General features: G+C 49.3%; 22 protein-coding genes. 10 read left to right on the forward strand and 12 right to left on the reverse strand.

What is annotated here, in order from left to right; genetic code table 11:
* Positions 1-382 precede the first annotated feature (382 nt).
* The 8 genes from csaB (at position 383) to JCM14374_RS06445 (ending at position 8148) form a co-directional block, all read left to right on the forward strand.
* Positions 383-1489 carry a polysaccharide pyruvyl transferase CsaB gene (gene csaB / locus JCM14374_RS06410; protein WP_054695001.1) on the forward strand — a complete coding sequence of 369 codons (1107 nt, stop codon included), beginning with the start codon at positions 383-385 and terminating at the stop codon, positions 1487-1489.
* Positions 1490-1700: 211 nt separating this feature from the next.
* Positions 1701-1850, forward strand: a complete 150-nt coding sequence (locus tag JCM14374_RS13760; protein WP_207641602.1) for a hypothetical protein — start codon at positions 1701-1703, stop codon at positions 1848-1850.
* Positions 1801-3246 (forward strand): glycoside hydrolase family 26 protein, encoded by a 1446-nt coding sequence (locus tag JCM14374_RS06420; protein ID WP_172674173.1) that lies wholly within the window; start codon positions 1801-1803, stop codon positions 3244-3246. Before JCM14374_RS13760 ends, JCM14374_RS06420 begins: the two co-directional genes overlap by 50 nt.
* A 114-nt stretch (positions 3247-3360) precedes the next feature.
* Positions 3361-4857 carry a murein biosynthesis integral membrane protein MurJ gene (gene murJ, locus JCM14374_RS06425; RefSeq protein WP_054695010.1) on the forward strand — a complete coding sequence of 499 codons (1497 nt, stop codon included), beginning with the start codon at positions 3361-3363 and terminating at the stop codon, positions 4855-4857.
* A gap of 170 nt (positions 4858-5027) precedes the next feature.
* Positions 5028-7073, forward strand: coding sequence for a DUF5693 family protein (locus tag JCM14374_RS06430; RefSeq protein WP_054695014.1), 2046 nt, complete (start codon positions 5028-5030; stop codon positions 7071-7073).
* Positions 7074-7190: 117 nt separating this feature from the next.
* Positions 7191-7373 carry a hypothetical protein gene (locus JCM14374_RS06435; RefSeq protein ID WP_054695017.1) on the forward strand — a complete coding sequence of 61 codons (183 nt, stop codon included), beginning with the start codon at positions 7191-7193 and terminating at the stop codon, positions 7371-7373.
* 84 nt (positions 7374-7457) lie between these two features.
* Positions 7458-7739: an AbrB/MazE/SpoVT family DNA-binding domain-containing protein gene (locus JCM14374_RS06440; RefSeq protein WP_054695020.1), complete on the forward strand. Its 282-nt coding sequence runs from the start codon at positions 7458-7460 to the stop codon at positions 7737-7739.
* Positions 7714-8148 carry a putative toxin-antitoxin system toxin component, PIN family gene (locus JCM14374_RS06445; RefSeq protein ID WP_083453913.1) on the forward strand — a complete coding sequence of 145 codons (435 nt, stop codon included), beginning with the start codon at positions 7714-7716 and terminating at the stop codon, positions 8146-8148. Before JCM14374_RS06440 ends, JCM14374_RS06445 begins: the two co-directional genes overlap by 26 nt.
* Positions 8149-8197: 49 nt before the next feature.
* Here the strand turns inward: JCM14374_RS06445 and lysS are convergent, their stop codons facing one another.
* From lysS to JCM14374_RS06475, 8 genes are all read right to left on the reverse strand, one after another.
* Positions 8198-9670 carry a lysine--tRNA ligase gene (gene lysS / locus JCM14374_RS06450; RefSeq protein ID WP_054695025.1) on the reverse strand — a complete coding sequence of 491 codons (1473 nt, stop codon included), beginning with the start codon at positions 9668-9670 and terminating at the stop codon, positions 8198-8200.
* A 255-nt stretch (positions 9671-9925) separates the two neighbouring features.
* Positions 9926-10405 carry a transcription elongation factor GreA gene (gene greA / locus JCM14374_RS06455; RefSeq protein WP_054695028.1) on the reverse strand — a complete coding sequence of 160 codons (480 nt, stop codon included), beginning with the start codon at positions 10403-10405 and terminating at the stop codon, positions 9926-9928.
* Between the two features lie 179 nt (positions 10406-10584).
* Positions 10585-11127: a hypothetical protein gene (locus JCM14374_RS06460; protein ID WP_054695032.1), complete on the reverse strand. Its 543-nt coding sequence runs from the start codon at positions 11125-11127 to the stop codon at positions 10585-10587.
* A 63-nt stretch (positions 11128-11190) separates the two neighbouring features.
* Positions 11191-11343 (reverse strand): hypothetical protein, encoded by a 153-nt coding sequence (locus JCM14374_RS13470; protein ID WP_157049003.1) that lies wholly within the window; start codon positions 11341-11343, stop codon positions 11191-11193.
* Between the two features lie 24 nt (positions 11344-11367).
* Positions 11368-11493: a hypothetical protein gene (locus tag JCM14374_RS15210; protein ID WP_278279244.1), complete on the reverse strand. Its 126-nt coding sequence runs from the start codon at positions 11491-11493 to the stop codon at positions 11368-11370.
* The gene (locus JCM14374_RS06465) at positions 11486-12400 is read right to left on the reverse strand and encodes a DUF8754 domain-containing protein (protein ID WP_054695034.1); all 915 of its coding nucleotides are present in this window, start codon (positions 12398-12400) and stop codon (positions 11486-11488) included. Before JCM14374_RS06465 ends, JCM14374_RS15210 begins: the two co-directional genes overlap by 8 nt.
* Positions 12401-12488: 88 nt before the next feature.
* Positions 12489-13040, reverse strand: coding sequence for a transcriptional regulator (locus tag JCM14374_RS06470; RefSeq protein WP_242848864.1), 552 nt, complete (start codon positions 13038-13040; stop codon positions 12489-12491).
* 187 nt (positions 13041-13227) lie between these two features.
* Positions 13228-13614, reverse strand: a complete 387-nt coding sequence (locus JCM14374_RS06475) for a hypothetical protein (RefSeq protein ID WP_054695040.1) — start codon at positions 13612-13614, stop codon at positions 13228-13230.
* Positions 13615-13759: 145 nt separating this feature from the next.
* Here JCM14374_RS06475 and JCM14374_RS06480 point away from each other — a divergent pair, with 145 nt between their 5' ends.
* Positions 13760-14008 carry a hypothetical protein gene (locus tag JCM14374_RS06480; RefSeq protein WP_054695042.1) on the forward strand — a complete coding sequence of 83 codons (249 nt, stop codon included), beginning with the start codon at positions 13760-13762 and terminating at the stop codon, positions 14006-14008.
* A gap of 30 nt (positions 14009-14038) precedes the next feature.
* A complete protein-coding gene (locus tag JCM14374_RS06485) occupies positions 14039-14242 on the forward strand; it encodes an aspartyl-phosphate phosphatase Spo0E family protein (RefSeq protein WP_054695044.1) in 204 nt (67 codons plus the stop codon).
* Here JCM14374_RS06485 and dusB read toward each other — a convergent pair.
* From dusB to nadB, 4 genes are all read right to left on the reverse strand, one after another.
* Entirely contained in the window at positions 14231-15199 is a 969-nt protein-coding gene (gene dusB / locus JCM14374_RS06490) for a tRNA dihydrouridine synthase DusB (RefSeq protein WP_054695047.1), read from the reverse strand. The two genes, JCM14374_RS06485 and dusB, sit on opposite strands and share 12 nt — an antisense overlap.
* A gap of 88 nt (positions 15200-15287) precedes the next feature.
* The gene (locus JCM14374_RS06495) at positions 15288-16052 is read right to left on the reverse strand and encodes a type III pantothenate kinase (protein ID WP_054695050.1); all 765 of its coding nucleotides are present in this window, start codon (positions 16050-16052) and stop codon (positions 15288-15290) included.
* Between the two features lie 38 nt (positions 16053-16090).
* Complete coding sequence (gene nadC, locus JCM14374_RS06500; protein ID WP_054695053.1) at positions 16091-16924, reverse strand: carboxylating nicotinate-nucleotide diphosphorylase; 834 nt, start codon at positions 16922-16924, stop codon at positions 16091-16093.
* A 217-nt stretch (positions 16925-17141) separates the two neighbouring features.
* A complete protein-coding gene (nadB, locus tag JCM14374_RS06505; RefSeq protein ID WP_054695057.1) occupies positions 17142-18743 on the reverse strand; it encodes an L-aspartate oxidase in 1602 nt (533 codons plus the stop codon).
* Positions 18744-18752: the final 9 nt, after the last annotated feature.

Here is an 18752-nt window from a genome sequence, read left to right on the forward strand (position 1 = left end):
ACTAGAACAATTCTAACACCGCCCCCCGGGGTTGTCCATATGGCAATTCCAGGTGGATAATGTAGAATCAGTATGAAACAGGACGTTTACAGGGCTTTTTAGGTATATACGCAGTTTATGCGGGCGGGCTTTCAGGGGAGTATAATCAGCCCCAGATAAACACAGATTTGGTCCACAGATTATCACTGATTAAGTAATATACTAGGATATTGGTATCAACCAAATTCGTTATTGTCTCAATCGTTTCTGATTTGTTCTATTTGTTCCCGAATATTTTCTATGTTCAGCAATCCACTATACATCTTCGGATCAAATGTCTGGACTTTTTTTCGATAAGCGGTCGACTTGAACCGGGAGGGGTTTTGGCATAATATTATGCTGTGTGCAGAATAGCTTGCTGGGAGCTGTAGGGATGAAAATCGTTTTATCAGGATACTATGGTTTTGATAATGCAGGTGATGAAGCCTTGTTGGCGGCTATAACCTCCACTATAAGGGAATTGGAACCAGGCTGCGAGTTCGTGGTTCTATCGGGTCATCCCCGGCGCACTTACGCTCTGCACGGTATTCAAGCCGTACACTACATGAATCCCTGCCAGGTTATTCATGCTCTCTGGAGCTGCGACCTTTTAATAAGCGGCGGGGGCAGCATATTTCAGGATGTGACCAGCGCGCGCACTCTTCCTTATTATATCAGCGTGGTGGCCCTGGCCCGGGCTCTGGGTAAACCGGTTATTTTCTACTCCCAGGGCATGGGGCCGATTAACCGTTCTTTCAGCAAATTCCTGATGCGCCGGATAGGCAACCGGGTAAACCTGATTACCCTGCGCGATGAGGAATCTGCCCGTTATGTTGAAAGCCTGGGTATTACGCGGCCTCCGGTGGTTATCACCGCCGATCCGGTTTTTTCCCTGCAGCCTGATGATAGGGATCAGGAGCGCATAGACCGGGTTCTCCTGCAAAAAGGCCTTAACGAAGCAAAGATTATCGGCGTTTCGTTGCGAAGATGGGATGCCCTGGACAGGGATCTGCATAATCTGCCCCTGGTTTTAGATGAACTGGCGGAAATGGGCTACAGGATATTATTTATTCCCCTGGCTTATCCAGAGGACATAGAAGCAGGACAGCGGGTGGCTGGCGCGATGAAAAGCCCGGCGTATTTTATAGAGGAACGTCTCAGCAGCCAGGAACACCTGGCCCTGTTTTCCAGGCTGCATCTGCTCATCGGCATGCGTCTGCATGCCTTGATTTTTGCGGCCAGCCAGGGGACGCCTTTTGCGGGTATTTCCTATGATCCGAAGGTGGAGTCTTTCCTGAAGCAGTTCGGGCTGGCCCCTCTGGATGTGGAACTGGCAGCGATGCGAAAGGAAATCCTGCAGATGCTCAAACCAGGGGAAGCGAGAACGGGAATAGCGGAAAAGGCTGCCGGCCTGCGCTCCCGCGCGAAGGAAAGCGCGCGTCTGGCTATAGGGTTGATTAGGGATAAATAGCCACGGATAGAGACTGATTTTGGTGTATAAAGATATTCAGGTTGGTGCTGGATATGCGAGCGGCAGCGAAGCTATCTTAATGTCAAGATTGCCGCGTCGCTTCGCTCCTCGCAACGACAAATACGTAGTTATCATGTTTTAGAAAGGATATGGAGATATGGTCGTAGTCTATAACCGCAGAGCATTTACATGGATTATCAACGTTATATTAGTGCTTGGTCTTGTTTTGGGCGCTGGCAAGATAGCGCTGGGGGATGATACATATATCAGGAACGGGGTTATCGCTGCCGCTCCGGGAGGGGCGCCGGAGGATGACTGCAAGCTGGTTAAACCGCTGGGCAACGTACAACCGTTACTATGATTATCCCCACGGTTACGCGGTAAATTTCCCGGCGGACATGGAGGTGGATTGCTCGCTTTCGGCTGTAAAGACGGTTATGTTTAACCCTTCCACCAGGCTGGAGATATACCACGATGATTTTAACGGCACCGTTCACTATGCGGCCGCTTACACCAAATGCAGCCGGGATTTTTTAAAGAACAAAAAAGACCATACCGTAACCCTGGACAAGAAGCTTAAGGTAAAAGGGCTTACGGTTAACCTTTTGCAGTGGCAGCGCAGCAAGCTGTTTTCTCTTCCCGGTGATAAGAACTACTATCTCAGTGCCGAGATTATAAAGAATTCCAGGGAGGTATATACCTTGATTATTAAGTCTTCCGCGCCCCTGGGGGACTGGATGCCGGTGATCAATAGCTTCGAGTTTATGCCCAAAAACGGTATAGCGGCCAACACCGCCTGGTATGCTCCTCCCGGGCGTTCCTGGCCCCCGGAAACGGCACAGTTTTATGACAAGTACTTCGGCCCCTCCTCCGCCCTGCGCTGGGGAATATTTGAACCTACGGCCGGGGAAAGCATGGGTTATCTGGAGGAGCTGGAGAAAAGCCTGGACCACCATTTCGACTTTTTGCTGTGGTACCAGGGGCTATACAGCGCATTCCCGCGCCAGCTGGCCGACCGTGCCTACGAGCGGGGGAAGTACCTGGAGCTGACTCTGCACTCCTGGGTGCCTGACGCGGACAACAGCAGCGTCATATATGATTTGCTGAATGGGAAATATGACGGTTATTACGAAAGTTATGCCCGGGAGGTCAAGTCCTTTGGCCATCCTATCTTGTTGCGCTGGAACAACGAGATGAACGGGGACTGGTGCGCGTGGTCGGCTTATTATTACTCCAAGGACCCCGAGCTATTCAAAGCCGCCTGGCGGCATGTGTACGGAATTTTCCAACGCGAAGGCGCCGATAACGCCCTGTGGGTATGGAACCCCAACGAAATGTCCTTTCCCGGGTTCAAGTGGAACCACTGCCTGAATTATTTCCCGGGCAGCGCATATGTGGATATAATCGGCCTTACCGGCTACAATACCGGTAATTACTATCGAGGCGAGACTTGGCGGGCTTTTGGCGCTATTTACGGCCCCTTGTATACCGACTATAACAAGTATTTTAATTACCCGTTTATGATTACGGAGTTTGGCAGCAACCTGGTGGGAGGCGACAAGGCCGCCTGGATTAAGGATATGTTTACGCAGATAAAGTATTATAAGAAGATAAAAGCCGCCATATGGTTCAACGGCATTGACTGTGACGCGCAGGGCCGCGCGGCCCGGACCTACCGTCTCACCCGCGAAGAGGATATTCAGGCCTTCGCCGAGGGGCTCCAGGGTTTACGAATTACCCCAGATGGACACAGATGATTTTTATAAGTTATTTAGATTATTGGTGGATAGGAATAGGTAATAGGTAATAGGTAATAGCATTAAAAGGTGCGTGGGGTTAAGGCTACAGGAATATTTGCATTGAGGTTTTATATGAAACAAATGGGGACTACGGGTAAAAATTTTATAACGGTTTCGGTGATGATTTTCTTCTCCAAGGTATTGGGGTTCTGCCGGGAGATCGTTTTCGCGTTCGTTTTCGGCACTACGGCCCTGACTGATGCTTTCCAGGTGATTTTCAGCTTTCCGGGCTTGTTCTTCGCCAGCATCGGGCAGGCGCTCTCCGCCGTCAACATTCCGGACCTCACTTATTACGTAAATGAACGCAGCCTGGAGGAGCGCAACCGCTATATCGCCAACCTCCTGGGGCAGATTACCCTGGTATGCGGCGCCATTTCCCTCCTGGGCATGGTTCTGGCTCCGTTTCTGGCAGGAATTATAGCTCCCGGGCTGCACGACAACATATCGCATATAACTACGGCTTTGACCAGGATTATGATGCCTACCCTGCTTTTTGTCAGCCTGACTTATATAACCGCAGGCATACTGCAGGTACACGGGCATTTCCTGCTCTCCGCCTCCATCAGCATACCGTTTAATCTGCTGATCATTGCGTCTCTGCTGCTGAAGCGCCATGACATCATTTTCCTGGGCTATATAACCACCGCGGGCTGGCTGCTGCAGTTCCTGATACAGGCCCCGGCTTTGTTACGCGATAAGTACAGCCTGAAACTAACCCTGAATTTTCAGGATAAACACACGAGGAGCATGTTTCGCCAGCTTATACCTATATTGCTTGGCAATTCGGTTCTGCAGCTCTGTCTCATCATTGACCGTTCTTTCGGCACTCACCTGCCGGAAGGCACCGCGGCCGCTCTGGGATTCGGCAGCAACCTTTTTATAACCGTTACCAGTGTGTTTATCGTGGCTATGTCCACAGTGGTATTTCCCCGCCTATCTGAATTTTGTCTGAAAACCGATTATGAAGGTATTCGCTCCATGCTGGGCTATGCCTTCCGCACCTTATTCTTCATTCTCCTGCCTTACCTCATCCTGACGGCTTTCTACTACCAGGACATTATCGCCCTGGTTTATCAGCGCGGGGCCTTTACCAGTGATTCCACCGCCATGACCGCGCTGGCGTTTCTGTTTTACAGCCTGGCGGTGCCGGGCTATACCTGCCAGGAAATATTCAACCGGGTCTTTTACGCTCTGAAAAAGTTCTATATACCTATGCGGGTCAGTCTCCTGTGTGTGGGGCTGAATGTGGGACTGGATTTCCTGCTCTATAAAAGCGCCGGTATAAGCGGCATCAGCCTTTCTACCGCTTTTTGCCTGCTGCTGTATGGTGTTATAATGGGAATTATGATAAAACGCGAGCTGGGAGGGTTCCCGCTGCGTGAACTTATGGCCTTTGGCACCGGCCTGCTTTTACCGGCGGGCGGAATGCTGGCGGTCATAGTGGGATTCGGTCTTTTGCTGCCGGGGAAAACGGGGCTGTTCTTCCTATTGCCCCTGGCCCTGAGCGGGGCAGTCTACCTCGTCCTGGCCTATGCTATGCGCCTTATCCCCAGATTCAGGCAAGGGTAACGTTAATCAACCACAGATGGACACAGATTTCATGTTCGTAAGTATAGCGGAAAGCATTAATACATACTGAAATTAATTGTTAAGCATTAATACCCTGCATTTTTATTTTTATATAATCAGTGTCCATCTGTGTTAATCTGTGGCTATTTATACTATAAGGAGTTGGGTTTATGGGAAAAAGGGGACGGCTGGTTTTGTGGGTTCTGCTGGTGGTGACTCTGGCCCTGGCGGGCAGCGGGGCTTACCTGCGCATCAGCAATGAAGAAAAAAATAAAAATATTGTTACCGCTGTTGACTACCGGGAATTTTTGAAAATGTGCAACGCGGGCAACGCGGATATTGACCAGGTTTTGACCCGGCTTAAATCAGCCGGGGTTAAGACCGTAGGGGTGAAAGAGGTCAGCCTGCGCGACCTGGCCTATACCGGGGACATCTATCTTACTCCTTATGGAGAATTTCTGGCTTTTAACCGTTTGTACAAACCTGAGATCTATAAGGTCTGTCTAAAAGCCGCCGGCACATCACAAATCAGTCCGGACCGGCTGGTGGTAACTGCCGATCGAAAAGATACTCAGGAGTTCCTTAGCAGACGGCTGGCATCACGGTTTAACCCCGCACAGGTCATCAGTTTTGCCAGCGAAGGACGGCGGTATTATATAATCAATGCGGAACTGCTGCAGCTCGATAAACCTAAAGAATCAAATAACAAAAATACCGGCACCTTCATGGAACCCGACCTGCGCCTGGGTTTTGATAATACACTGTTGTCCCGCCTGTATAACCAGGGCTTTGACATAATTCTGCGTCCCGATAATAACAGCACCGCCACACGGTTTGACTACCTGGATGAGTTCGAACAGGCCGTGCGTGACTATGATGTGAAATATGTCGTATTCGGCAGCGAGGTGCCTGGATATCCCGACCATTTGCAGCGTATGGAGGATATTGTTCAGCGTTACCATTTGATCGTAGGAATCATTGAGACGTCCGCCCAGCTGCAGTATATTAACCAGCCGGGTTTGGAGCAGTTGATGCTTGACACCTCCTACCCGATTAACCGGGTTTACTCCTCCACCAACGACGAATTCGTGCAGACGGTGGATGAACGCTATTACCGCTGGGTCAGAGCCGTTATAGACCGGGGCATCCGCATCCTCTATGTATCGCCTTTTAAAGATGCCAAACTCAGTTACTCCGATAATATACAGAATACCGTGACGACCCTGGAAAGGTTTCAGACAGCGATTCAGGCCAAGGGATTCCATACCGACCAGGCGCTGCCGCGGCTGTCCAGCCAGATCCCGGGCGCTTTTAATGGCTTGATGCTGGCTTTAAGCCTGGTGCTGGCCGCTCTGCTGTATCTGCACTATCTGTTCCAGCCCCAACCGCGTACGATACTGTTCCTATCAGTTCTGGGCGTAGTGAGCTGCCTGGCTCTGACTCTGGTTCTGCATCGTGACCTGACCCAGATGTACGCCCTGGCGGCGGCGATTTTATACCCATCGTTTTCCAGCCTCTTGCTCTTGCTGTATTTAAGAAATTTTCCGCAGCATGGGGTGGCTCTTAAGATCCTGGTCAGCCTGGCCATTATTTTGCCGGTAAATATGCTGGGGGCCTACACGGTTATAAGCAGCCTGGCTGATATCCGGTATATAATGAATGTCTTTATTTTCCGCGGGGTTAAACTGGCCTTCATCCTGCCCCTGGTGCTGTTTGTGGTGAATTACTTCGCCTGTTTTGCAGGAGAATCCGGCTTTAGGGAAAGGGCCGCCCAGGTCCTGCAGATGCAGCCTACTTACCTGGTACTCTTAATCCTTGGAATCCTGGCCATGGCGGGCTATTATTACCTGGGACGCAGCGGCAACGCTGTGGTGCAGGTCTCGGGTCTGGAGATAAAACTGCGCGAGACCCTGGAAACCTGGTTCCTGGCCCGGCCGCGGTTTAAGGAGATCATCATCGGCTATCCGGCCTTATTCGCGATGGTTTACCTTTACCACCGCTGCCGTAAGAACTTCATCCCGCTCCTGCTGGGGCTGGGGGTAGTGATGGGCAGCATTTCGATGGTGAACAGCTTCTGCCACGTTTTCACCGCCGTTTCTATTTCCGCCAGCCGCACCCTGGGCGGGCTCATGCTCGGATTGATAACCGGCATTTCGAGTATTTTGGGTATTTACATAATAGAGGTTATTTGGAAACGGTTTATTGTGCAGGATTAGAATATAAACAACTGTGGGGTAAGACAAAGCGCTGAAGTTAAACCCGTTTTACCGCTCATAGGCGTATGCGGCTTTGGCCACGGGTTATTAATCAGGAGATAATGAGGGTGAAAAAGCATGGATAAGAAAGGCTTGGGAAGGCTGCAGGGGCATCCTCTGGTGTGGCTGGGCGCGGCGGTTTTTTTCTATTTCGGTCTCGATTTGGCCTTAAATGATTACAGCCCGCGCCGCACGATAATCGAGTTTGTTATTATGGCGGGGGGCTTGTTGCTGCCCCGTTTAAGGTTTATAGGGAAGTAATTATGATCTCACATTTCCTTGACGAATGTGAGATATTTATATAATCTGAAATCAGAATTATTATTTTCTGGAAGAAGGTTGATTATGTCTAAAACAGTGATTAGCAAAAAAGTGAGGATGAGAGACCGAGGTCAATTTACCATCCCCGCTGAATTTCGGCAGCGTTTAGGCATTGAGGAGGACTCTGTCCTGCGGGTCTTTGAGGTTGGGAAAGCATTGCTTATTTTCCCAGAGAATACCACCGTTAATGAATTGGCACGTCAAGTTGAATATAAGATGAAAGAAGCTGGTATAGACCTGGAAGAACTGTTAACAGATCTTCGTGAGGGGAGCCATGGATATGAAACCGATTCGGATATTTCTTGACAGTAGTGTCATAATTGCCGGTTTGGCTTCATCTAAAGGGGGATCACGAGAAATACTTAATCTGGCCGAACTGCGTGTGGTGGTCCCGATAGTGTCTGAAGAGGTCGTAAAAGAAGTTATACGTAATGTAGAGAAAAAACTGCCGCAGACACTGCCCCATTATTACCAACTGTTCCGCAGCTTGCCGTTTGTAATGGTTGAACCCAGTGAGTCGCATTTCAAAACAGCAGCTAAACTGATTAACCTGCACGATGCTAAAATACTAGCCGCTGCTATTAGCACCAAAATAGACTGGTTAATAAGTTTGGATAAACACTTCCTAGACATGAAAACTGAAAATCTAGAATTTAAGATAGGTTCTCCCGGGGATTTTCTTTGCTCTGGTGATTTACGGCCGGAGAGTAAATAAGGGGTGTGTCTTGGAGCCAAAGCTAGGCCTATGATACACCCCTTTCCTCTTATTCCCTGGGTCTTAGCGTGGGAAATAAAATTACGTCTCTTATGGAAGGTGAACCGGTAATCAGCATTACCAGGCGGTCGATGCCGATGCCCAATCCTCCCGCCGGAGGCATCCCGTATTCCAGGGCGTTTATGTAATCCTCATCCATCATATGTGCTTCAGCGTCTCCTCCGGCCCGCTTTTCAGCCTGCTTCATGAAACGCCCTTTTTGATCGATGGGATCGTTTAATTCCGAGAAGGCGTTGGCGATTTCCCGCTGCATGATAAAAAGCTCAAAGCGGTCGGTAAAAGCCGGATTCTCAGCGTTCCTTTTGGCCAGCGGGGAAATCTCCACGGGATGGCCGTATACGAAAGTGGGCTGCACCAATTTTTCCTCTACAAATTCCTCAAATACCGCGTTGATAAGTTCACCCCGGCTGTCGTTTTTCCCCACTTCCATCTTCAGGCCGCGGGCGGCTTCCCGTGCTTCTTCATCGGTGTTTATCTTCGTAAAATCTAGTCCGGTATGCTTTTCGATAGCATCCAGCATGGAAACGCGCTGCCAGGGCGGGCTGAAATCGATTACCTGGTCTTCAAATTGCACCTGCAGGCTGCCGTTTACCTTTTGCGCCACATGGCTGATCAAGGCTTCGGTCAAGGACATCATATCCGTAAAGTCAGCATAGGCCTGGTATAGTTCCAGCATGGTAAATTCCGGGTTGTGCCGGGTGGAAATCCCCTCATTGCGGAAATTGCGGTTTATCTCATAGACCTGCTCCAGGCCGCCCACTATAAGGCGTTTCAGGTAAAGCTCCGGGGCGATGCGCAGGTAGAGATCCATATCCAGAGCGTTGTGATGGGTTATAAAGGGGCGCGCGGCGGCTCCCCCGGGGATGGGCTGCATCATGGGGGTCTCAACTTCCAAAAAACCGCGTTCATCCAGGTAGTTCCTTATTTCTTTGACTATGCGGCTGCGCTTGACGAAGACATCCTTTACCTGCGGGTTGACGATGAGGTCAACGTAACGCTGGCGGTATCGCATTTCCACGTCTTTTAACCCGTGCCACTTTTCGGGCAGGGGATTAAGCGATTTGGAAAGATAGGTTATATCTTTTACGTGTATGCTGATTTCCCCTTTCTGGGTGCGGAAAACCTGGCCGGTTATGCCCAGTATGTCTCCCATATCCAGCTTTTTAAACAGCTCATATTTTTCCTCCCCCAGGTCGTCCTGGCGCAGGTAGAGCTGTATCTGCCCGGAAAGGTCCTGAATGTTCGCAAAACCGGCCTTGCCATGGCGGCGCTTCGACATGATGCGCCCCGCGATACTGACATCCTTGCCTTCCAATTGTTCAAATTTATCTATGATATCTTTGGCCATGGCGTCACGACGGTAGCGCTGGCCAAAGGGTTCTATCCCCATTTCACGCAGTTCGGCAAGCTTGTCCATACGAACCTTTTTAAGTTCGCCCAGATTCTGTTCCTGTTCTTGCATGTAAACAACTCCTGAAATTTAATAAATAGACCCAGAGCGCAATGACCGGAAAAGATTGCCGCATCGCTTCGCTCCTCGCAAAACCAATACATAGTTTTCTTAACAATGACAAATACGCGAGTTTTCAAAACGATGACAGCACAGTTTTTCCAGATGGTAATTCATTATTGCGTCATTGCGAGGGCAGCGAAGCAATCTTTCCCCGTTTTCAAAGCAATTACATATTCGGAGACGCGCAGGGTCAATTTCTTGCTTTTATTTTTCCACTTTGAGGATTTTGTATTTGATTTTGCCGACCGGGGCTTCGACTTCGACCGTGGATTTAACCTTTTTGCCTAGAATTGCACGTCCTACCGGGGATTCATCGGATATTTTCCCGTCTTTTAATTTGGATTCGGCGGAAGAAACCAGCAGCAGGGTCACTTCCCGGCCTGATTTCATTTCTTTTAAGGTTACCCGCGAACCTAGTGAAACCACATCGGTGCGAATATCATCATCTTCCATAAGGCGAGCTTTTTTCAGGGTTTTTTCGAGGACCATAATGCGCCCTTCGATAAAGGCTTGTTCATTCTTGGCGTCTTCATATTCTGAGTTTTCCGATATATCTCCGAAAGCTATGGCTTGCTTAATGCGTTCGGCTACTTCTTCCCGGCGTACGGACTTGAGGTGCTCTAACTCGGCCTCCAGCTTTTGCAGGCCTTCTTTCGTTAATATTACTTCCTTTTCTTCCGCCATGAAATCGCTCCCCTATCTTTCATTTATTTAATATGCACCAATTTTCACCGATAATATCTTACTATTTAATAGCCGCTGATTAACACTGATTTGCACAGATTTAGAGAATTAGCTATAAATAAAAAAGCGCAGTAGTTACTGCATTCTTTCTGGTATTATAAAGAGCCTGGATAGCCTTGTCAAGAAAGCGATGGAGCCGCGCTCCCGACTCCCGGCGCTTCCAGGAATACGTCCCACAGGCCCATGGCTTGACCCCTTTCCTGTAAGCATGTGAATTTTAGAGCTTCATTATCAGGAACAGCGCCCTCTTCAGGGGCCAGTAAACAAGTTTCCACAATGGGCGCCAAATTATGCAGGGCGGTATCTATTCCATTTCTGGCCAGATTGTTTTCGATTTCCGGAGACCAGCCCTTGCTGCTGTCGTTAAGACACAGGCAAAACGCTTCCGGGGCTTGTATAGATAATCTTGCTCCGGCTTCATCAAATATTAGCACCAGATCGCCCCTGCCCCAGTTATGCGGTTCCAGATAACTCGTACTTACCGCACAGCCCTTTTCATACATTAACCGGTAGGACAGGACTTCGTAGCGGGCCGGATGGAGGCTGTGAATGCTGACCGGTATGCCATAGTCGCAGATTCTGGCGGCAAATGCTCCCATATCGTCCATTTCGCCCACGATAACCACCTTGCGCAGTTCGCGCCTGGATACGATGCGGTCCACCAGGCTAAAGCCAGGGCTTTGATAAAGTGGTCGCCAAAAAATATATTCCTCGCCACAGGCAGATCAGGCCAGTTGTTTTTCATGCGCCGGTCTACCGCCATGCGGTCCAGGCTGAAGTCGTCCAGCAGCAAACTCGACCTGGCTATCATGTCCGCGCGGGTTTGCTCCTCCAATAAACTGAGGTTCCCCGGCCCTAACGGCAAATTTATGCTGCATCCCCGCAGCCCCAAATCGGGCAGATCAATTAATCTTTCCACCCGGGGAGCAAAAAACCGGGGCCAGCCGTTCCAGAATCACCTTCTGGAAGAGCAGCCCCCGCCGGTCGTAATTCATAATGTTAAAAAAGGCAAAATCCAGTTTAAACATCAAAGCTCCTCATATCGACCACCCCGGGTTTAAAATCCACTTCCTTTAACATCCGATAATAATCCTGCGGCTTGATCTGATCAACCGGCCGGCCGATCAGGGTTACCATCAAGGCCTCAATAACATTGGTGCCAAATGAACGCCCCCCCATATCGGGAGTGGTGGTAATCACTTTGCTGATGCCGCGTTCTTTTAAGAGTTTCATATCTTCCCGGGTGGTGGTATTGGTTATCACTGCCTGGCCGTTTAGCTTATCCGGCAGGAAACGCCTGATGTATTTGAAATCTCCCGCCAGGACATCCGCCTTATAATAATATTTTGAGTAACGCGGGATTATTACTTCCTCCTGATCCCCGGTAGGATATAGCTTGTCAAACGGCATACGAACGATAAAAGGCGCCAGGGAACCGCCGATTATTTTCAAGGCATTCAGCGAGTGCATAGGGAGCGGCAAGCCTACCGTATATATCAGATCACCCAGGGTCAGGTTGGCTCCTATCTCCGCAAAGGCTTCCGCCATCCCAAAGCGATCAACCGCGCACACTATCAGCACATTTTTGCCCCGCAGGTCCATGATGCCCTCATTTTGTACATCCATCACACATTTGCGTTCCAGGGTATTCTTCAAACCGCTGCCGTCCACCATGGGCGTCTTTCTGGCCTCGGCCAGCAACTGCACCGCATCCTTTATTACATAACGTTTGTTGGCTATATAAACATAGAGATCGATTCCGCCCATTCCGAACGCATCCACTTTACCGTCCAAGCTGCGGATAAGCTCTTTGGCTTTGTTCCAATCCCCATCGGTGCCGATACGTTCAATCAGGAAATGTTCGCCCATAAAATCAGTCTCAAAGGCGTGGTCCCGCTTGGACGAACCCAGGCTTACACTGACTATCCTTTTCAATCTAAAGCCTCCTTTCGGATTTATAAACCACAGGACACAGATTTAACACAGATGATTCCTATAATCAGTTTCGTCTGTGGTTATTAGCTTATCGCGCCGATTTTACAGAACGCAGTATCTTCCTGATCTCAGCCGGGTCTACCCATTTATCCTCAGTTATGGGGGAAACCCCGAGTTCAATGGAAATAACCTGACTGTTCAGAACCCCCTCCATAAGCTTCAAGCGTTCATCTGAACCTAATAATATAACTACATCATAGGTTCTTACTTTCGCCACCAGGTTCATCAACTGGTTGAGCAATTCCTTACCGCTCAAGCTGTTTACAAAGTCCAACCGTTCCTGTTCGGTCATGAGGAAAATGTAGTCAACCCCGCCTTTTTCGAGGATATCCTCTATCTCGGCCTTGTTTAAAACCGGAAAACCTACGCAGGCCAAAGACTGACCTTTGCGCAGCTCGCCAATGCTCTCCAGCCTGGAAATGAAGGTGCGGTCGATATGCAAACGGTCCGCGGTTTCCTGCTGTGAGAACCCTCGTGAACGCATCTGCAGGACCTTTTGCAGCGTCCTTTCAATCTGCTGCCAGCTAACGATTTTATCTTGAATACGATAAAAATTCATCTTCCCAACCCCGTTGCGCACAAGATTGTACACAAATTATGGTCCATTTTACCACCATCTATACATCCAAAGCAAGAAAAAACAGGAAAACACGAAAAGCGCATTGAGGAAAAGGCTGATGAATTATCATATTTCATGGAGATAAGTCTTTGGGGATAAGCGGCCAAATCGGCATTAAAATGTTTTTGATGATTCTTTTATTTCGTTTCTATTTTTTTAATTTTTTTAAAGATTCACCCAGAGAACGTATCAAGTCGACAGCTACATCAGGAGGAATATCATATTTATGAGCTTCTTCCCGCACCTTATCCCATTCATTATCAACGCAGGGCAAAGACTGATTGTCAGGGTTTAATGTCTCAGCATTCCGTATATATCCTGCAGCATTCATCATCTGATATAATGTCACATTATTCTGGGCAGCATCTGACAATTTTACGATAACTGCAGCACTTGGGGGTTTGTTAATAAGGCATCTGGCTAGACGGGATATATAACCCGGATCTACTCCGGCATCATTGCCATATTTATTTATTGACCTGTTCCCTTTGGCCAGAATCAGCAGAGCCGCAAAATTCTCCTTTTCAAAACCCACTGTTCAGCCCTCCTTGTAGTTTATTGTAACGAAATGATTGCTTACAGACAATTATGAAAGATGTTTTGGAAGTTGACCGTTGTCCGCAGACATGGTATATTAATAACAATATTGTCAGAAAACAACATTCAGGAGGGCGGGTATATTGAACATAAAGGCGGCGGCTTTAATTCAATTGGCAGAATCGCGGAGCTGGACCATCCCCAAGCTGGCTGAACGCCTGGGAGTTGATTATTCCTACCTTTTCCGCGTATTAAACAATGAAAAGAAAGGGGGAGCGAAATTATTTGCAGGGATTTACCGATTATGCAAAGAAGAAAACCTATCTTTCGATGATTATATGGAATTTGAGACTTTAGAGGCGTTTAATCAAATAAAGAATTCCACACGTTGACAAATACCTGTAAGTTTTGGGGAGTTATTGATGAACATATTATTGAGGGCAGTTTACGATGATGATTTATCCTGCGCAGAAAACACAAAAGATTTATTGGATGAAATTGAGTCGCTGCGAAAGAAACTAGAAACCGTTATTTTGCTTAAAGGAAGCCATACCGCTCCGGAAGTGATATCGGTTAGCCGAGAATTAGACATAGCTATAAATAAATACTACTTCTTATTCGGATAATCTGTAACACTCCCGCAAAGCCGCCATTATTTCTTCGCAAGTTACAGCCTGGTTTATGTCGTGCCTGATACGTGCTGCGCCTCTTAACCCGCGTGTGTACCAGGAAAAATGCTTGCGCATCTCGCGCACTGCTACGGCTTCGCCTTTATAGCGGCAAGCCAGTTCCAAGTGGCGGGCAGCTGCGGCTATCCTTTCCTCCAGATTAGGGTTCTCTAACCGGCATCTGTCCTGAAGCAAAGCGACAGTTTCCCGGAAAATAAAAGGGTTGCCGAAAGCGCCCCTGCCTATCATCACCGCATCGCAGCTGGTTTCTTCTATCATTCGCCGGGCATCGTCAGCGCTCCAAATATCGCCATTGCCTATTACCGGTATTTTTATGGCATTTTTTAAATCCGCGATCGCCTGCCAATCAGCCTGACCTGAGAAGAATTCCTGGCGGCTGCGGCCATGCAGAGCCACGGCGCGAGCGCCCTCATTCTCAGCTATACGCGCGAGTTCCAGGTAGGTCGAGTCCCCCTGGTTCCAGCCTTTGCGCATCTTTATGGTAACGGGAACAGATACTGCCTTAACCGTGGCCCGGATAATCCGGGCAGCGCGGGGCAAATCAAGCATTAGGGCGGCTCCCTCTCCATTTTTCACTACCTTCGGAGTCGGGCACCCCATATTTATATCAATCAGGCTTGCTCCCAGTTCCTGCAGTAAAACCGCGCCTTTGCTTACCGTATCGGGATCTGAGCCAAAAATCTGCACGGCCACGGGAGCCGGTTCAGTCCGCACATCAGCCATACGCAAGGTGCGTTCCTGGCGATAGAACAGCCCCATATCGCTTATCATCTCGGTATAGACCAGTCCGCAGCCATATTCCCGGGCCATGTCCCGAAAAGCCCGGTCGGTAACCCCCGCCATGGGAGCCGAAAATACCTGGTTTTTAAGTTGCAGGCTGCCTATGGAAAGCATTGATTACTCCTACGTCAGTCTGGTGTCAGGGGGACGGTTCTGTTGACACGGCTTTGCCGTGTCAACAGAACCGTCCCCCTGACACCTCTTACCGGTTAAATTCATAAATTATGCGCAGGCCATCCAGGGTGAGAAAATCATCCACCACATCGATTACTTCTGTTTCCCGGGCTATAAGCGCAGCCAGACCTCCAGTAGCAATTACTTGCGGTTTGGCGTCCATTTCCTTCTTCATCCGGTTGATTATACCCTCTACCTGTCCTACAAAACCATAAATGATCCCGGCCTGCATGCTGGTGACGGTATTTCGTCCTATAATGCTGCGGGGCTTAGTCAATTCCACCCTGGGCAGCTTGGCGGCGCGGGAAACCAGGGCCTCGGTGGAAATACTGATTCCCGGAGCAATAGCTCCTCCGAGGTACTCGCCCTTTTGGCTGACTATGCAAAAAGTGGTGGCGGTCCCGAAATCCACGATAATTAATGGTCCCCCGTATTTGTGATAGGCCGCTACGGCATTTACCACCCGGTCCGCGCCTACTTCACGCGGGTTTTCATATTTTATATCCAGGCCGGTCTTAATTCCCGGACCCACTATGAGCGGTTTGCAGTGAAAGTATTTCTCCCCCATCCATTCGAGTTCCATCATTAAGGATGGCACTACTGAGGAAATTACCAAATCATCAATAGCGCTCATATTTATATTTTCCTGGTCAAACAGCACCTTCAGAAGCGCTCCGTATTCGTCACAGGTCCGCATATTATCAGTGCGAATCCTCCAGTGAGTTGCCAGGCTTTTGCCATCAAATACCCCAACCACAATATTGGTGTTGCCCACATCAAAAACCAGTATCATGTCGCTTGCCTCCTTAACCGGACAATGTTAGCCCGCGGCTATTCGCTCGTAATGTCAAAACTTATATCCAGGCTGTTCACGGAGTGGGTAAGCAGCCCGCAAGAAATGAGATCCACGCCGGTGCGAGCAATATCAGCTATGGTATCTTCGTTTATTCCTCCGGACGCTTCGAGCAGAACCCGTCCCTGCGCTATCTCTACCGCTTTTTTCATAGTGGCTAGATCCATATTGTCCAGCATAATAATATCCGCGCCAGCCTGCAAGGCTTCTTCAAGCTGGGTGAGGCTCTCGACTTCAACCTCAATCTTCAGGGTATGCGGCACCCCGGCCCTGGCCCTGGCCACAGCATTCGTAATGCCCCCGGCCACTTCAATGTGGTTGTCTTTGATCATGACCCCGTCATAAAGCCCGAAACGGTGATTTTGCCCGCCGCCTACCGTTACGGCGTATTTTTGCAGAACACGCATCCCGGGAACGGTTTTACGGGTATCCACCAGCCGCGCCGGGCAGTCTTGAATTAATTCCGCCATACGCCGGGTACGGGTGGCGATACCGGAAAGATGCTGGACAAAATTTAGGGCCAGCCGTTCTCCGGTCAATAAAACCCGGGCTAAGCCTTCCGCCCTGGCAATAATATCGCCCGGCAGCAGTTTCTCGCCGTCCCGTTTATATATAATGAATTCTGTTTGCGGGTCAAGCTGCCGGAAAACAGCCCGGCTTATCTCTATCCCCGCCAGTATTCCCGAAGCTTTGGCCCGGAAAACCCCGGCCGCTTTTTTCTCAGGGGCCACCAGGCTCAGTGTGGTAACATCACCATGCCCTATGTCTTCCAATAAGGCCCTGTTAATAAGTTCTTCTAATCCATCCCACATAAAACCAACCTCCCGGGAGAACAATTTACCACAGATTCACACAGATGTTTTTTTCCATCGGCTGGATTTAAATCTATATAAGCTTAAATTATTACCCTTTAAAAATCTTGGATAATAAACTGATTATATTTACTATAGCCAACTTAATTAAAATTTTAAGTATTATTATCTGTGTTTATCAGTGTTAAATCTGTGTCTATCTGTGGTAATCTTTCTCCTAGCAGTTTACGAAGCTTAAGTGTTTGACCCAGCGGATGTCATCGCGGGCGGGGTAGTCGGACCGGAAATGCCCGCCCCGGCTTTCCTTGCGCCACAGAGCCGCCTGAATAATAATATGCGCTGTTGTCAGCATGTTTACTACTTCATAGTAAGCGAGCGGGTCATCGCCCCGGGCCAGCTGATTATATATCCCTTCCACTTCCTGGTTGGCCATCTTTAGCCCGGCTTCATGACGAATAATGCCCACCTGTTCCCACATTATGTTCTGCAGCCTTTTCCTCGCCTCACCCGGTTCGATCTTTTCCTGCGGGGATCTATAAACCCGGGCCGGATCAAAAACGCTGAACACATCATCCGCGCTTATGCGGCGGCGGTAGAGTATTTCTTCAAAATTTTCCACAATGCGCTGTCCGAATACCAGCCCTTCGAGCAGCGAATTGCTGGCCAGGCGATTCGCGCCATGCACCCCAGTGCAGGCGGCTTCTCCGCAGGCATAAAGACCATAAATTCCGGTCTCTCCGCTGGCGCCGGTGGCAATACCCCCCATTGTATAATGAGCCGCCGGCGAAACAGGCACATAATCGCGCCTGATATCGATGCCTTTCTCCAGGCAAGTGCGAAATATATTGGGGAATCTGGTCTCAGCCCCGGGCATACCAGTCATATCCAGGTACACAAAATCTCCGCCGTGTTTGCTCATTTCGCTCAATATGGCCCGTGAAACCACATCACGCGGGGCCAGTTCCTCCAGGGGATGATAGGAGGCCATAAATCTCTCCCCCCGGTTATTGTAGAGCAGGCCGCCTTCACCCCTGACAGCCTCGGAAATCAAAAAACGCCGCGATTCCTGGCTGTATAAAACGGTGGGATGAAACTGGATGAATTCCATATCGGTCAAGCGGCAGGCCGCCCTGAACGACGCGGCCATACCATCGCCAGTAGCTACTTCTGGATTGGTGGTATTCTTGTATAACTGCCCGGCGCCTCCGGTAGCTATAATGGTAGCCCGGGCGATATATATAAGCCGCAGGTCATGGGCACGGTCATATACCAGTGCACCGTAACATTCAGCATCTTTTTCACTGGTCAGGATATCAACCAGGAACTGTTCTTCGATAATGCTTATATCAGGGTTTTCCTCGCACTTTTTCACCAGGGCGATGCGGATGGCCTCCCCGGTAGCGTCGGCGGCGTGAAGAATACGGGCTTTGCTGTGCGCGCCTTCCCTGGTCAGAGACGGGCTGCCGTTTTTCATGTCAAAACGCGCGCCTGCAGAAATCAGTTCCCGCACCCGTTCAGGTCCTTCTCTGACCAGTATATCCACGGCTTCTATCTGGCAGAGCCCGGCCCCGGCTTCCAAAGTATCCTCCAGATGCAAAAAAGGGGAATCCTCTTCATGCACCGCAGCGGCTATTCCCCCTTGAGCCAAACCTGTATTCGATTCTTCGATAGACTTTTTGACCAGAACCACCACTTTACCGTATGACGCGGCTTTAAGGGCCGTAAATAAACCGGCTATACCCCCGCCGATAATGAGAAAATCAGTGGTTAATACCGGTGTATCCCGATCAACATTGGCTATATACCTGGTAATATTCATATAGACCTT

Source organism: Syntrophomonas palmitatica JCM 14374 (assembly GCF_001311885.1).
Classification (GTDB): Bacteria; Bacillota; Syntrophomonadia; order Syntrophomonadales; family Syntrophomonadaceae; genus Syntrophomonas_A; species Syntrophomonas_A palmitatica.

What these genes read in the sequence shown, in the direction of transcription:
- JCM14374_RS06420 (WP_172674173.1), top strand. Translation starts at nt 1,801, where the DNA reads ATGACTGCAAGCTGGTTAAACCGCTGGGCAACGTACAACCGTTACTAT.
- murJ (WP_054695010.1), top strand. Translation starts at nt 3,361, where the DNA reads ATGAAACAAATGGGGACTACGGGTAAAAATTTTATAACGGTTTCGGTG.
- JCM14374_RS06430 (WP_054695014.1), top strand. Translation starts at nt 5,028, where the DNA reads ATGGGAAAAAGGGGACGGCTGGTTTTGTGGGTTCTGCTGGTGGTGACT.
- JCM14374_RS06435 (WP_054695017.1), top strand. Translation starts at nt 7,191, where the DNA reads ATGGATAAGAAAGGCTTGGGAAGGCTGCAGGGGCATCCTCTGGTGTGG.
- JCM14374_RS06440 (WP_054695020.1), top strand. Translation starts at nt 7,458, where the DNA reads ATGTCTAAAACAGTGATTAGCAAAAAAGTGAGGATGAGAGACCGAGGT.
- JCM14374_RS06445 (WP_083453913.1), top strand. Translation starts at nt 7,714, where the DNA reads ATGAAACCGATTCGGATATTTCTTGACAGTAGTGTCATAATTGCCGGT.
- lysS (WP_054695025.1), bottom strand. Translation starts at nt 9,670, where the DNA reads ATGCAAGAACAGGAACAGAATCTGGGCGAACTTAAAAAGGTTCGTATG.
- greA (WP_054695028.1), bottom strand. Translation starts at nt 10,405, where the DNA reads ATGGCGGAAGAAAAGGAAGTAATATTAACGAAAGAAGGCCTGCAAAAG.
- JCM14374_RS13470 (WP_157049003.1), bottom strand. Translation starts at nt 11,343, where the DNA reads ATGCAGCATAAATTTGCCGTTAGGGCCGGGGAACCTCAGTTTATTGGA.
- JCM14374_RS15210 (WP_278279244.1), bottom strand. Translation starts at nt 11,493, where the DNA reads ATGTTTAAACTGGATTTTGCCTTTTTTAACATTATGAATTACGACCGG.
- JCM14374_RS06485 (WP_054695044.1), top strand. Translation starts at nt 14,039, where the DNA reads ATGAACATATTATTGAGGGCAGTTTACGATGATGATTTATCCTGCGCA.
- dusB (WP_054695047.1), bottom strand. Translation starts at nt 15,199, where the DNA reads ATGCTTTCCATAGGCAGCCTGCAACTTAAAAACCAGGTATTTTCGGCT.
- JCM14374_RS06495 (WP_054695050.1), bottom strand. Translation starts at nt 16,052, where the DNA reads ATGATACTGGTTTTTGATGTGGGCAACACCAATATTGTGGTTGGGGTA.
- nadC (WP_054695053.1), bottom strand. Translation starts at nt 16,924, where the DNA reads ATGTGGGATGGATTAGAAGAACTTATTAACAGGGCCTTATTGGAAGAC.
- nadB (WP_054695057.1), bottom strand. Translation starts at nt 18,743, where the DNA reads ATGAATATTACCAGGTATATAGCCAATGTTGATCGGGATACACCGGTA.